This window comes from Streptomyces sichuanensis, from assembly GCF_020328095.1.
In the GTDB taxonomy this organism is placed as follows: Bacteria; Actinomycetota; Actinomycetes; order Streptomycetales; family Streptomycetaceae; genus Streptomyces; species Streptomyces cinnamoneus.
Genome location: NZ_JAIXMK010000087.1, coordinates 33,291 through 46,408 on the forward strand (window position 1 = coordinate 33,291; position 13,118 = coordinate 46,408).

The 13,118-nt window shown below is 72.6% G+C and carries 10 protein-coding genes; 1 reads left to right on the forward strand and 9 read right to left on the reverse strand.

The window, feature by feature from the left end; genetic code table 11:
• Window positions 1-1,511 precede the first annotated feature (1,511 nt).
• The 7 genes from LE181_RS23115 to LE181_RS23145 all read right to left on the reverse strand — a co-directional run bounded on the left by LE181_RS23115 (window position 1,512) and on the right by LE181_RS23145 (window position 10,372).
• Complete coding sequence (locus LE181_RS23115; protein ID WP_225663413.1) at window positions 1,512-1,973, reverse strand: DUF2563 family protein; 462 nt, start codon at window positions 1,971-1,973, stop codon at window positions 1,512-1,514.
• 83 nt (window positions 1,974-2,056) lie between these two features.
• Window positions 2,057-4,426 (reverse strand): xanthine dehydrogenase family protein molybdopterin-binding subunit, encoded by a 2,370-nt coding sequence (locus tag LE181_RS23120; protein WP_372458466.1) that lies wholly within the window; start codon window positions 4,424-4,426, stop codon window positions 2,057-2,059.
• Window positions 4,423-6,351, reverse strand: coding sequence for a 2Fe-2S iron-sulfur cluster-binding protein (locus tag LE181_RS23125; RefSeq protein WP_225663414.1), 1,929 nt, complete (start codon window positions 6,349-6,351; stop codon window positions 4,423-4,425). The genes LE181_RS23120 and LE181_RS23125 overlap by 4 nt, the downstream gene beginning before the upstream one ends.
• A complete protein-coding gene (locus LE181_RS23130; RefSeq protein WP_225663415.1) occupies window positions 6,348-7,253 on the reverse strand; it encodes an FAD binding domain-containing protein in 906 nt (301 codons plus the stop codon). Before LE181_RS23130 ends, LE181_RS23125 begins: the two co-directional genes overlap by 4 nt.
• A gap of 305 nt (window positions 7,254-7,558) precedes the next feature.
• Window positions 7,559-9,208: a beta-N-acetylhexosaminidase gene (locus LE181_RS23135; RefSeq protein WP_225663416.1), complete on the reverse strand. Its 1,650-nt coding sequence runs from the start codon at window positions 9,206-9,208 to the stop codon at window positions 7,559-7,561.
• 249 nt (window positions 9,209-9,457) lie between these two features.
• Entirely contained in the window at window positions 9,458-9,748 is a 291-nt protein-coding gene (locus LE181_RS23140) for a DUF3039 domain-containing protein (protein WP_109281359.1), read from the reverse strand.
• Window positions 9,749-9,778: 30 nt separating this feature from the next.
• A complete protein-coding gene (locus LE181_RS23145) occupies window positions 9,779-10,372 on the reverse strand; it encodes a YqgE/AlgH family protein (protein WP_225663417.1) in 594 nt (197 codons plus the stop codon).
• Between the two features lie 262 nt (window positions 10,373-10,634).
• Here LE181_RS23145 and murA point away from each other — a divergent pair, with 262 nt between their 5' ends.
• On the forward strand, window positions 10,635-11,975 hold the full coding sequence (murA, locus tag LE181_RS23150) for a UDP-N-acetylglucosamine 1-carboxyvinyltransferase (protein ID WP_225663418.1): 1,341 nt from the start codon (window positions 10,635-10,637) through the stop codon (window positions 11,973-11,975).
• 329 nt (window positions 11,976-12,304) lie between these two features.
• On the opposite strand, the gene LE181_RS23155 is transcribed toward murA, so the two are convergent.
• Window positions 12,305-12,586, reverse strand: a complete 282-nt coding sequence (locus tag LE181_RS23155) for an HU family DNA-binding protein (RefSeq protein WP_004951951.1) — start codon at window positions 12,584-12,586, stop codon at window positions 12,305-12,307.
• Window positions 12,587-12,873: 287 nt separating this feature from the next.
• Window positions 12,874-13,118 (reverse strand): malic enzyme-like NAD(P)-binding protein (locus LE181_RS23160; protein WP_308103270.1); only part of this gene is annotated, 245 nt, incomplete at its 5' end.

A 13,118-nucleotide genomic window follows, 5' to 3' on the forward strand; every position in this document is an offset into this window, starting at 1 on the left:
CATCAAGTAGTCAGGGCGCTGTCCTTGCCGAGCACCGCGGGGATTCTTCCCCTGGTCAGTGCCAACCGGGCTTCTCACTAGCCCCGTACCTCCCGGGGTGAACGTCTGGTCTCTCGACACGCCATGTCGCTCTTGCCTGCGACCACCCACCACCCCGCCGGGTTCGGACGCCAAACGTCGGCCAGCTCCCCCGCCTGCCCCTACCCGACCAACAGAGGTCCCCGGGGGCATCGCATGCGCGCCGTAACCCACCTGCGAGCGTCCTTGGCTGCCCTCTGCTCCAACGACCGTCGCTCGCGACGCCTGAGTCGGCATCTGTCCCGGCAAGCGGGTCACGGGCCTGCCGCCGATGACGCCGTCGTTAGGCATCCCAGGAATACCTGGGATGAGCCCACTGACGGATCCTCGTCCGGGGGTACTTGTAACGACTCCCCCCCTCGGCCCACCTGTGCCCGGCAACATGCGGCCCATGCCGGGAGCTGGCGGGGCAGCGGAAGCATGCGCCACGCTGGGAATTACTGGCAAGGGGATGCCGCTGTTCGTGCCCCCACCCTGATTAGGCGTCCCCGTTGTAGTCGCGCCAAGGGGCAGCGTCGCCGCATGTGCCGGTTCTGCAACGCCACCATCCACTTCCATAGACACAGGCGGCACCTCGGCATGAGGCCCCGACGCCACGCTGCCAACACCGGCCCCGAACCGGCCGGAATTGTCCCTGTCCATTGCAACCGCTGGCTGCAAGCCGCCACCAGACGACCCAGGCACTACCTGACCAGTTCCCCTGGCAGGGGAAGACTGCGCGCCGCTGCTTGGAGCGGGAACGTATTCCTTGCCCAGAATCGGGTCCGACGAGGGCGGCTCCCCCAACGGCATAGGCGGAAACGTAGGCCGCTCCGCCCCCGTCATGTTCCGTGCCGACCACGCATAGGACTGCGCCAGCTTCCGCATCAGCTGCGCCGCCTCCGCGCGGTCTGCTTCCAGTTGTTGCTGGGCCGCGTAGGCATCCTTCTGGGACGGGCCCGGCTTCTGTAGGCCGCCGCTCTGGTCCGACAGGGCGGGGGAAGGGATCGCGCCCACCTGGCCCGGGTTGTTGCTGCGGTACGCGTCCAGGGTCGTCTTCGACGCTGCCGAGACCGCCGGCATCGACGACTTGACGCTCGACAGCGTCTCCGCCGCGTGCGCCATCCACGTGCCCGCGTTCTGGCTGAACTCGCCCAGGCGCAGCGTCGCATTGGCCATGTCCGCGCCCCATTCGCGGAAGGCATCGCCACCGAGGCTCTCCCACTTCACGCCGGCCATGTGCTCCTTGAGCTGCTCGCCCAGCTTCGTGATGGCCACGGCGGCCACCGTCAGCTTGGCGCCCAGCTGGGCCGTCTCGGCCGGGCGGGCGTGTTCGACCATCGCGCGGAGCTGTTCGTGCGTCATGGACTCGAAGTCCGACGTCGTGAACAGGCCGCTGCTCGGGCGGCTGATGAGGGGGCTGACGCCGCCGGACGGGGTCGGGGGTGTCGCCATCAGATGCCTCCTGCAGTGCTGCCGTGGGCCTGTGCCGGTGCTTCCGTTGTGCCCGCGCGCGACTTGGCCGCCCGGGCGTTCGGGTCCAGCCTCGGCTCGTAGAGCTCCTTGGTGCGGGCCTGGATGGCCCACATGCGGGCGCGCAGGTCGGCGTCGACGTTGGCGTAGCCGACGCGGGCCGCGTGGACTGCCGTGCCCAGGGCCTCGATCTGGTCGTTCAGGAGCTGGGAGAGGGTCTTCAGCTGGCCGTGGACCTCGTTGTACGCGCTGTAGAGGGAGTCGACCTCGGCGAATCCCGCCCCGAGTTGGGCGGGGGTCAGGTGACTCTCCGCTATGCGCTGGGGGGCGGCCCAGGAGCCCTGGAGGAAGGTCAGGAGTTCGTCCACCTGGCCCTTGAAGCCCTTGAGCGACTCCAGTTCCGTCTTCAGCAGTCTCGCGTCCCCACCCGAGCCCGAGCCCACGTCCGCCCCACTCCCCTACCCGTAAGAATCTTGGTCGCGACAAGACTACTGACGGGCGGTGACACTCACCTGAGTACGGGTACTCAAGCCCCTGGCGCACCCGCCGCCGTCTGCGGGCGGATCGGGAGGCGGTTGACCGGGCGGCCCGTGGCCGCGCGGACCGCGCCCGCCACCGCCGCCGGGGACGTGACGACCGGCACCGCGCTGATCGCCTTCGCGCCGAACGGGGCGACCACGTCCCGTTCCTCGACCAGCTTGACGATGTGGATGTCCGGTACGTCCAGCGCCGTCGGGAGGGCGTACGAGGTGAGGTCGGGGCGGCGGACCTGGCCGGCGCTGGTGCGGAGGTTCTCCGTCAGCGCCGCACCGATGCCCTGGGTGATGCCGGCCTCGATGCGGGCCCTGGCCTGCGCCGGGTTGAGGACGCGGCCCACGTCCTGGGCCACCGCCATCTCCACCACGCGCACCGAGCCCAGCTCGACGTCGACGTCCACCACCGCGCGCACCGCGCAGAAGGCGATGCCCACGAACGCGTCGCCCTGGCCGGTGTCGTCCAGCGGCTCCGTCGGGTGCGGGCGGCACTGGGCCGTGGCCCACAGTTCCTTGCCGTCGAGGGCCTCGGCGACCGTCGTGCTCAGCACGCCGTCGTACGAGGTGATCCTGCCGTCGGCGATCGTCAGCAGCTCCGTCGACATGCCGAACTGGTGGGCCAGCGGCTGCAGCAGTTGCGTACGGACCATCCTCGCCGCCCGCTCCACCGCGCCGCCCGAGACCCATGTGTGGCGGCTGTGGGCCGCCGGGCCGCACGGGGGCTGGTCGGTGTCGACGGGCGCGACGTGCACCTCGTCGATGCCCAGGACCTCCTGGACGATCTGCCGGGCGAGGGTCGTGAAGCCCTGGCCCGTCTCCACCGCGGCGCAGATGACCGTGGCCACCGAACCGCTGACCTTGACCGTGGCCGTCGAGACCTCGTCCGTGCCCTCCGCGCCCAGCATGTGCACCATGCCCACGCCGTAGCCGACGCCGCGTCGCACCGCGCCCGGCTCGCCCGCGCCGTCGGGGCCGCCGGGCAGCAGCCAGTCGTCCTCGGGGTCGTCCACCGGCAGCGGCGGCAGCGGGTAGTCGCGCACCGCGCGCAGGAGCTCCGCGACGGGGGCCGGGCAGGTCACCGTCTGGCCCGTCGGCAGCAGGTCGCCCGTCGCCATGATGTTGCGCATGCGCACCTCGGCCGGGTCCAGGCCGAGCTTCGCCGCCAGCTTGTCCATCTGGCCCTCGTACGCGGCGCACACCTGCATCGCGCCCTCGCCGCGCACATGGCCGGACGGCGGGTTGTTCGTGCGGACGGCCCAGCCCTCGACGAAGGCGTGCGGGACGACGTACGGGCCGCAGGCGAAGGCGACCGCCGCGGCCAGCGCCTCCGACGAGGAGTCGGCGTAGGCGCCGGCGTCGAGCAGGATCTGCGCCTCGACCTTCAGCAGCTTGCCGTCCGCGTCCGCGTGGTGGCGGTAGCGCAGCAGCGTCGGGTGGCGGTGGGCGTGGCTGAGGAAGGACTCCTCGCGGGTCGCCGCCAGCTTCACGGGGTGGCCCGTGCGCAGCGCCAGCAGGCCCAGCGCCAGCTGGATGCCCACGTCCTCGCGGTCGCCCATCGCGCCGGGCACGCCCGTGACGACGACCTTGACGCGCTCGGGTTCCAGGCCGAAGCAGGCGGCGGCCAGGTCGCGGTCGCCGTGCGGGTCGGTGGAGGCGGTGTAGATCTCGACGCCGCCGTCGGGGCGCGGTACGGCCAGGCCGGCCTCGGCGCCGATGGGCGCCGGGTCCTGACGGCCGATGCGGTACAGGCCCTCGACGATCACCTCGCCGACCACGTCCGGGTCGCCGAAGCGCAGCGGGATGTGGCGGATCAGGTTGCCGTCGGGGTGCAGCGACTCGGCGGCGAACGCCTGCTCCGGGTCGGTGACCGGCTCCAGCACGTCGTACTTGACCGCGATGGCGGCGGCCGCGAGCCGGGCGGTGTCGGGGTGGTCGGCGGCGACGGCGGCGATCGGCTCGCCGTGGTAGCGGACGAGGTCGGAGGCGAAGACGGGCCGGTCGGCGATGCGCCGGCCGTGGGCCGCGTCGCCGGGCACGTCCGCGTGCGTCACCACGACCCGTACGCCCGGCATCGCCGCGGCGGCCGACGTGTCGAGCGAGACGATGCGGGCGTGCGGGTGCGGGGAGCGCAGCACGGCGGCCCACAGCAGGCCCTCGGCCCACAGGTCGGCCGCGTACGGGAAGGTGCCCTGGGTCTTGGCGGCCGCGTCGGCGGCCGGGAGGGACACGCCGAGGCCGCGCAACGGCGCCTCGGTGGCGGCGGGGGGCACGGCGGAGGCCGTGAGGACGGAGGCGGGGATGTCGCCCGCGCCCGTCGTGCCCCCCGTCCCGCCCATTCCGGCCGTCCCGCCCATTCCCGTCATGCCATTGCCCTTCCAGTGCCGCTGTCGCCGCCGTACGGATCCGACTGGCCGTCGCCGTACGGGCCCGCCTGGCCCTCGTCGTAGGGAGCCGCCTGGCCGTCGCCGTAGGGACCGGCTTGGCCGTCGCCGTACGGGCCCGCCTGGTGCGGGATGTGCGCCGTGTCCGTCTCCGGCTGCTGCTGTTCCTGGGCTTCTTCCAGGGCCGCGGCCGCCGCAGCGCGCTCGTCGGCGACCTGGCGCACGGCGTCGAGCACGCCCCGGTAGCCGGAGCAGCGGCAGAGGTTGCCGCAGATGGCCTGCCGGGTCTCCAGCTCGCTCGGCGCGTGGTTGCCCTCAAGGAGGTCGTGCACGGTCATGGCGAGGCCGGGCACGCAGAAGCCGCACTGCACGGCACCGCACTCGGCGAGCGCCCGCTGCACGTCGGACGGCTGCCCGCCCGTGGCCAGGCCCTCGACGGTGCGGATCTCCGATCCGGCGGTGGTCGCTGCGGGTACGAGGCAGGAGGCGACGAGCCGGCCGTCGACCTGTACGGAGCAGGCACCGCACTCGCCCTGCGAGCAGCCGTCCTTGGCCCCGGCGAGGCCGAGGCGCTCGCGCAGGACGTACAGCAGCGACTCGCCGATCCAGGCGTCGGTCACCGGACGTTCGGTGCCGTTGACGCTGAGGACGTACGAGGCACAGGGGTGCTCGTTGTGCGCGAGGGGCAGCCCGTGCGCCTGGTCGAGGCCGAGACCGCCGTCGAGGCCGTGGCCGTGACCGTGGTCGTCCACCGGCGGGTACGTGTCGGCACCGGGCCCGGCGGCGGCGTATGCCTGGGCGCCGGATTCCGCTTCCGCCGCCGGTTCCACCCGGGCTTCCGGCTCCGCCTCCGCGCGGGGTTCGGGCACGGGTACGGACACGGGGGCGGGCTCCGGCTCGGCTGCCGGCTGCGGCTCCGCGTCGAGTGCGGGTGCGGGTACGGATGCGGGTGCCGGTGCGGGTGCCTCAGCGCCCGCGCCGTCGGCCGGTGCCGGCCGTCCGGGCTCGTCCGCGGCCTCCGCTTCGCCCGTCCACTCGGCGATGGGATGTTCGCCCGTACCGGTGACGGCGTCGACCGGTCCGAGGCCGTAGCCGCGCTGCACGTCCGGGCCGCCCAGGGCGTATTCGCCGGACTCGTCCACCGCGTCGTCCCCGGCGGCCGGGACCGACCACTGTCCGGTAGCACCGGCTCCGGGCACCGCCTCGGCGACGCCGTCGCCGGCGTCCGCGGCGAACGGCATGGCCCATTCCGCGGTGTCGGCCATGCCGCCCACGCCCTGCGCGTCGGCGCCGTGCGGATCCGTGCCGTGGCGCAGGTCCGTGCCGTGGCCGTCCGTGCCGTGCACGTCCGGACCGTGGGCGGCGTCCATGCCGTGCACGTCCAGGCCGTGGCCGTCCGTGCCCTGCGCGTCCAGGCCGTGGGCGGCGTCCATGCCGTGCAGGTCCAGGCCGTGGCCGTCCGTACCGTGCACGTCCATGCCGTGCAGGCCGTTCGCGCCATGCGTGCCGTACGGGTCGGCAGCGGCGCCGTCGACCGTGCCCGGTGCGTGCTGGCCGTAGGACGTCTCGTAGGCGTCCCACGGGTTCGCCCCCGCCGGGGCCGGGGCCGGGACCGGCTCGGCGACGGGCTCCGGCGCGGTGGCGGGCACGTGCTGCTGCCACGGGTCCGCCGCGGGCGCGGTGTGAGCGGGGGGCGGGTAGGCCGGCGGCGTGTAGCCCGTACCGGGCGCCGCCAGCGGACCCCAGGAGTCCGTACCGCCCGCCGGGCCCGGGTGGGCCAGGAGCTCGGGCGGGAGCTGGAGGAAGGTCGTGCCCTCCGCGTCGAGCCCGGCGCCCTGCGGGATCGGCTGCCAGCCGCCCCCGCCCGGCGTGGGCACATGGCTGTGTCGCTGCTGTTCGTCACTCACGCGAGTGCCCTCCCCAGTGCTCGGCGGGCCAGAGTCGCCACCGTACGACGGAGATGCAGCACGGCCGGCGGCAGGGTACCCGGCTCGGTGCCGTCGAGCGCGGACTGCGCGGGGGCCGGGTCGGGGATGCACGCGGCCGCGACGTAGTCGCCGAAGGCGGTGAGGGCGTCCGGGGCGAGCGTGCGTTCGCCGTCCCAGTCGACGATCGAGGAGACCCAGCGCTCCGCGTCGAACGGCCGCAGCGGCATCGGCGCCACCGCGCCCACCGCGCAGCGCACGCTGCGCCGCGCCGGGTCGAGGACGACGGCGACGGAGGCGATGGCGCGGCCCGGTCCCGTGCGGCCGGTGGCCTTGAGGAAGGTCTGCGGGGCGTGCAGCAGCGGCACGCGGACGTAGCCGATCAGCTCGCCCGGCCGGAGCATGTCGAGGCCGGCGAGGAGCCGGCCCACGGGGATCTCGCGCCGCGTTCCGCCGGGGCCCGCGATGACGAGCGACGCCTCCAGCGCGGCGAGCACGGGCAGCGCGTCACCGGTCGGCGCGGCGGAGGCGATGTTGCCGCCGAGGGTGCCGGCGTTGCGGATCTGGGGCGGGCCGGCGGCGCGGGAGGCGGCCGCGAGCGCCGGGATGAGCGCGGCGAAGTCGGGGCGGCCCATACGGGCGTGGGTGAGGCCGGCGCCCAGCAGGGCGGCACCGTCCTGGTACTGCCAGCCGCGGATCTCGTTGATGCGGCCGAGGCCCACGAGGGCGGCGGGTCGCAGCAGTCCGGCGTTGACGGCGGCCATCAAGTCGGTGCCGCCGGCGACGGGCACGGCTGTGGGCATGGCGGACAGCGCCGCCACGGCTTCGTCGAGCGAGCCCGGCAACGTCACCGTGTGCGCCGCCTGCGGTGCGTGCGTGGTCAACCCAGCTGCCCCTTCCCCGGTGGTCCCGACTGTTCCGCCAGGTCTCGCCGTACGGTACGTGCTGTCGGCCCGGACGTGGCAACTCTGGCACATCTTCCGGGTCCACCGTCGCGAGGGTCCGCGAACCGCCGGGCCGTCCCAACTCGGGAGGAAAGTCCGAGTTGGGGCACTCTCTCCACTGTGAGCATTGTGGGCGCATTGCCATGCTTCGGGGATCCTTGTGCGGCTTACGGCGGCTTACGGCAGTGTGTGAAGGACCACCGTGCCAGGGCCCCACCCCACGGTTCGTCACCTTGCCGCGCGCCTCACACGATCGGGGGCGCGCCCTCGATCGGGCGTCCGAGCACGCCGGGCCGGCGCTGCCACGGACGCGGGCCGCCGGGCGGCCGGTAGTCGACGCCGAGGGCGTCGAGGCGGCGGTAGTGCGCATCCATCCTGCGCTCGAAGTCCGCGTGGTCGCGGGCGCCGGAGGCCGGCAGGGCGGACCACACGGTCTCGGCGAAGGCGGCCAGCCGGGGGAACGCCTGGTAGTCGACGCGCTGCTGGGTCTCCATCACCTCGGTCCAGAGGTTGGCCTGGGCGCCGAGGACGTGCGCGGCCTGCTCCTGCGTCAGCTCCGGCGGTACGGGCTCGAAGCGGTAGACGTCCTCCAGGGTGCGGACGTAGCCGATGGGTACGGGCTCGTCGGGGCCGGCGGCCTGCCGGTGGTCCAGATAGACCTGCTGCTCCGGGCACATGACGACGTCGTGGCCGGCGCGGGCGGCGGCGATGCCGCCGGCGAGGCCGCGCCAGGAGGAGACGACGGCGCCGGGCGCCAGGCTTCCTCCCTGCCGCCGGCCTTCAAGGATCTCGTCCCAGCCGACGAGCCGTCGGCCGCGTTCGGCGAGCCACCGGTCGAAGTGGCGGATGAACCAGCTCTGCAGCTCGTCCTCGTCCGCCAGTCCCTCCGCCGCCATGCGCGCCTGCGCGGCGGGCGACGCCTTCCACTGCTCCTTGGGGCACTCGTCGCCGCCGATGTGGACGAAGGGCGAGGGGAAGAGTTCGAGGACCTCGGTGAGGACGTTCTCGTAGAAGGCGAGGGTGTTGTCAGTGGGGGCGAGTACGTTCGGATTGACGCCCCAGGTGTCCCAGACGGAAAGGGTGGTGGTGTCGATGACGTCGGTGTTGCCCAGCTCCGGGTACGCGGCGATGGCGGCCTGCGAGTGGCCGGGGACGTCGATTTCGGGGACGACCGTGATGTGCCGTTCGGCGGCGTACGCGACGATCTCGCGAATATCGTCCTTCGTGTAATAACCACCGTGCGGCCGCTCGTCCCACAGCGGCGACGCCCGGTGGCCCACCTTGGTCCGGGCGCGCCACGCGCCCACTTCGGTCAGCCGGGGGTAGCGCTCGATCTCGATGCGCCAGCCCTGGTCGTCCGTCAGGTGAAGGTGGAGGACGTTGAGCTTGTGCGCGGCGAGCAGGTCGAGGTAGCGCAGCACGCCGTCCTTGGGCATGAAGTGCCGGGCGACGTCGAGCAGGACGCCGCGCCACGCGAAGCGGGGTGCGTCCTCGACGACGACGCAGGGCACGGTCCACTCGCGGCGCGGGCTCACCCGCGCCCGGCGGAAGGCGTCCGGGCCGAGCATCTGACGGAAGGTCTGGGCTGCCCAGAAGAGTCCGGCCGCGCTGCCGCCGTGGATGCGCAGGGCGTGGCCGTCGACGACGATGCGGTAGCCCTCGGGGCCGAGCTGTCGCTCGACGGCCGGGTCGATGCTCAGCGCGATGCGGTTGTCGCTGTCGTCGCCGGGCTGCAGGGGCAGGCCGGTGGCGGCCCCGACGGTCGCGCGCAGCCAGCGCGCGACGCCCTCCGTACCCGGCCCGGCCTCGATCAGCGTCTCGTCGTCGAGCACGTACAGACCGGCGGGCGGGATCTCTGCGACTCGTCGCGGGGAGGGGATCAGCTCGTGCGGCATGCGTCCGTCCTAGCCGCGCAGCAGGCGCGGGGCAAGACTCCCGTCGGCCAAGAGGGGCCGCAGGGCCCCTGCCGACGTGCCCGTCCGCCGGCGTCCGCCACCGGCCCGAACGACTCCCGCCATCACGAACGCCCCCGTGCACGCAAACGGCTCCCGTGCACGCAAACGGCCCCCGTGCACGCAAACGGCTCCCGGAGCGCGACCTCGCGCCCCGGGAGCCGTCGAAAGCCCGGGCTGAGCAGCCGGTGGCTACTTCTTGTCGCCGCCCTTGCCGCCCTTGTCGTCCCCGCCGGCGCCCATGCCGTCGAAGATCTCCTTGCACATCGGACAGACCGGGTACTTCTTCGGGTCGCGCCCGGGCACCCAGACCTTGCCGCAGAGGGCGACGACCGGGGAGCCGGAGAGCGCGCTCTCCATGATCTTGTCCTTCTGGACGTAATGGGCGTAGCGCTCGTGGTCGCCGTCGCCGTGCGACACCTGCGGTGTCGGCTCTACGAGGGTGCCGGTACCTGCCCCGCGCTCGGGCTCAAGAGTGCTCATGGTCCCCAAGGGTACTGGGGCCGGACCCCGTCAGTTGAGGCTCGGGTCGTCCGGATAGGTGGCGACCATCGCCAGTTCGTTGCGCTGACGCCGCAGTACGGCCCGCCACAGCCGCTGCGGATCGGGGGACGACACGTCACCCGGCTCGGACTCGACCACGTACCAGGCGCCCTCGACGAGCTCGTCCTCCAGTTGTCCCGGGCCCCAGCCCGCGTAGCCGGCGAAGATCCGCAGCGAGCCCAGGACGGTGGCCAGCAGCTCCGGCGGGGCCTCCAGGTCGACCAGCCCGATCGCGCCGTGCACCCTGCGCCAGCCCAGGGGCCCGTCGTCGGCGCCGGGCGCGCCGTCCTGGTCGTGCGCCTCCCCCGGCACCACCGCCACGCCCAGGGCGGAGTCCAGCGAGACGGGCCCGCCCTGGAAGACCACTCCCGGCTCCCCGGCCAGCGCGGCCCAGGATTCGAGGATGTCGGCGACGCCGACCGGGGTCGGCCGGTTCAGGACCACGCCGAGGGATCCCTCCTCGTCGTGGTCGAGCAGCAGCACCACCGCACGGTCGAAATTCGGGTCGGCGAGTGCCGGTGTCGCGACGAGCAGTCGTCCTGTGAGCGAGGACACCTCGGCCATGGCGCCATGATCCCCCATATCGGGGCCGTTCGGGGAGTGGACAGCGGCAATGTGGCGGGGGCGGCAGGGGGGCGTACGAGAGCAGCGCCCGCGCAAATGACCGGCAGCGACCCGGCGATAACCGGTAGCGACGATTCCATATACGCAGAGTGTTGTGACAAACCCATGACGTGCAGAAGGCCCCTCCGGGGCGGCAGAACGGCCTTCCGGTCCCATTACCCTTTCTTCTTGCCCCCTGCCCAACTCCAGGAACGCGAGATCCATGACCGGCCCTGACGATGTCCTGCTTGTCCACGGCGGTACTCCGCTTGAGGGAGAGATCCGCGTCCGCGGCGCGAAGAACCTGGTCCCCAAGGCCATGGTCGCCGCGCTGCTCGGGCACGGTCCGAGCCGGCTGCGCAACGTCCCCGACATCCGTGACGTGCGCGTCGTGCGCGGCCTGCTGCAGCTGCACGGTGTGACCGTCCGCCCCGGTGACGAGCCCGGCGAGCTGGTGCTGGACCCCACGTACGTGGAGAGCGCCAACGTCGCCGACATCGACGCGCACGCCGGCTCCTCGCGCATCCCGATCCTGCTGTGCGGCCCGCTGCTGCACCGCCTCGGCCACGCCTTCATACCGGGCCTGGGCGGCTGCGACATCGGCGGCCGGCCGATCGACTTCCACTTCGAGGTCCTGCGCCAGTTCGGTGCGACGATCGAGAAGCGCGAGGGCGGCCAGTACCTGGAGGCCCCGCAGCGACTGCGCGGCTGCAAGATCCGCCTGCCCTACCCCTCGGTCGGCGCGACCGAGCAGGTGCTGCTGACCGCCGTGCTGGCGGAGGGCGTCACGGAGCTGTCCAACGCGGCCGTGGAGCCGGAGATCGAGGACCTCATCTGCGTGCTGCAGAAGATGGGCGCGATCATCGCCATGGACACCGACCGGACGATCCGGATCACCGGTGTCGACAAGCTCGGCGGCTACAACCACCGCGCGCTGTCCGACCGCCTGGAGGCGGCCTCCTGGGCGTCCGCCGCGCTGGCCACCAAGGGCAACATCTACGTCCGCGGCGCGCAGCAGCGGTCGATGATGACCTTCCTCAACACCTACCGCAAGGTCGGCGGTGCCTTCGAGATCGACGACGAGGGCATCCGCTTCTGGCACCCGGGCGGCTCGCTCAACGCCATAGCGCTGGAGACGGACGTCCACCCCGGCTTCCAGACCGACTGGCAGCAGCCGCTGGTGGTGGCCCTGACGCAGGCGAGCGGCCTGTCGATCGTCCACGAGACGGTTTACGAGTCCCGCCTGGGCTTCACGTCCGCGCTCAACCAGATGGGCGCCCACATCCAGCTCTACCGCGAGTGCCTGGGCGGCTCCGCCTGCCGCTTCGGTCAGCGCAACTTCCTGCACTCCGCGGTCGTCTCCGGCCCGACGAAGCTGCAGGGCGCCGACATGGTCGTGCCCGACCTGCGCGGCGGCTTCTCGTACCTGATCGCGGCCCTGGCCGCGGAGGGCACCTCGCGGGTCCACGGCATCGACCTGATCAACCGTGGCTACGAGAACTTCATGCAGAAGCTGCGCGACCTGGGTGCGAACGTGGAGATGCCCGGCGGCGACGCCAACTGACCACCGGCCCCCGGCTGGGGGTCCGGGGGTCACCCCCCGGGACAGCACAGCATGCAGAAGCTGCGCGACCTGGGTGCGAACGTGGAGATGCCCGGCGGCGACGCCAGCTGACCACCGGCTGACCACCGGCCCTGAGGAGAACGTCGACTGACGTCCCGTAAGGCCGTCTGAAGCCCGTACAGACCTTCGATGGTCCGTACGGGCTTCTTCGTGTTCTACGGCCCGTCACGGGGCTGACAGGCCCTCACGGACGGCAAAAGGGCGGCCGCCCCGGACCGGGACGGCCGCCCTTTCAGGCTTTCGAGGCGCTGGTCGCAGCGCCCGAGGCTTTACTTGCCCTTCGCGGCTTCCTTGAGCTTGGAGCCCGCGGAGACCTTCACGCTGTAACCGGCAGCGATCTGGATCGGCTCGCCCGTCTGCGGGTTGCGCGCGGTCCGAGCGGCACGGTGGGTGCGCTCGAAGGTCAGGAAGCCGGGGATGGTGACCTTCTCGTCGCCCTTGGCGACAACCTCGCCGACGGTCTCGGCGAGGGCGGCCAGAACGGCGTCGGCGTCCTTGCGGGTCACCTCGGCGCGGTCGGCCAGAGCGGCCACCAGCTCACTGCGGTTCATGTTGTACTCCCGTGTTCTTCTTGCCAATGAGGCGTGAGATCGAAGCCGATGCTGCCAGGGCCCTCGGACAGTCCCCGGACCCGGGTCCGTTTGCCAGACCCTCGCGCCCGGTTACGCATCCTGCCCCCACCAGTGGCGGGAAAGCCAATCCGGCACCCTGGAGAGTCACACGGAAAGCGCCACGGCCAGCGCCACAGCCTCGGATGCAGCCGCATTTCTGCGGCCCGATGCCTGCCCGACACCTTATGGGGGGCCCAGGAGCGTCGCGCCACTCGACGCGCCGTGCGTCAGACCGTCGTGGTGGCCGTCACAGCGGCTCCGGCGGCCTTGGCGGCCTCCCGGACGGCGCCCGCGACCGCTCCTGCGACCTTGTCGTTGAAGACGCTGGGGATGATGTAGTTCGCGTTGAGCTCGTCCTCGGCGACCACATCGGCGAGCGCCCGGGCCGCGGCCAGCATCATGTCCGTGTTCACCGTCCGCGACTGCGCGTCCAGCAGGCCGCGGAAGACGCCGGGGAAGACCAGCACGTTGT

Excerpts from the sequence above, each read along its gene's own strand:
- LE181_RS23155 (WP_004951951.1), bottom strand. The coding sequence starts at position 12,586 with ATGAACCGCAGTGAGCTGGTGGCCGCTCTGGCCGACCGCGCCGAGGTG.
- LE181_RS23145 (WP_225663417.1), bottom strand. The coding sequence starts at position 10,372 with ATGGCCGAGGTGTCCTCGCTCACAGGACGACTGCTCGTCGCGACACCG.
- murA (WP_225663418.1), top strand. The coding sequence starts at position 10,635 with ATGACCGGCCCTGACGATGTCCTGCTTGTCCACGGCGGTACTCCGCTT.
- LE181_RS23140 (WP_109281359.1), bottom strand. The coding sequence starts at position 9,748 with ATGAGCACTCTTGAGCCCGAGCGCGGGGCAGGTACCGGCACCCTCGTA.
- LE181_RS23135 (WP_225663416.1), bottom strand. The coding sequence starts at position 9,208 with ATGCCGCACGAGCTGATCCCCTCCCCGCGACGAGTCGCAGAGATCCCG.
- LE181_RS23120 (WP_372458466.1), bottom strand. The coding sequence starts at position 4,426 with ATGACGGGAATGGGCGGGACGGCCGGAATGGGCGGGACGGGGGGCACG.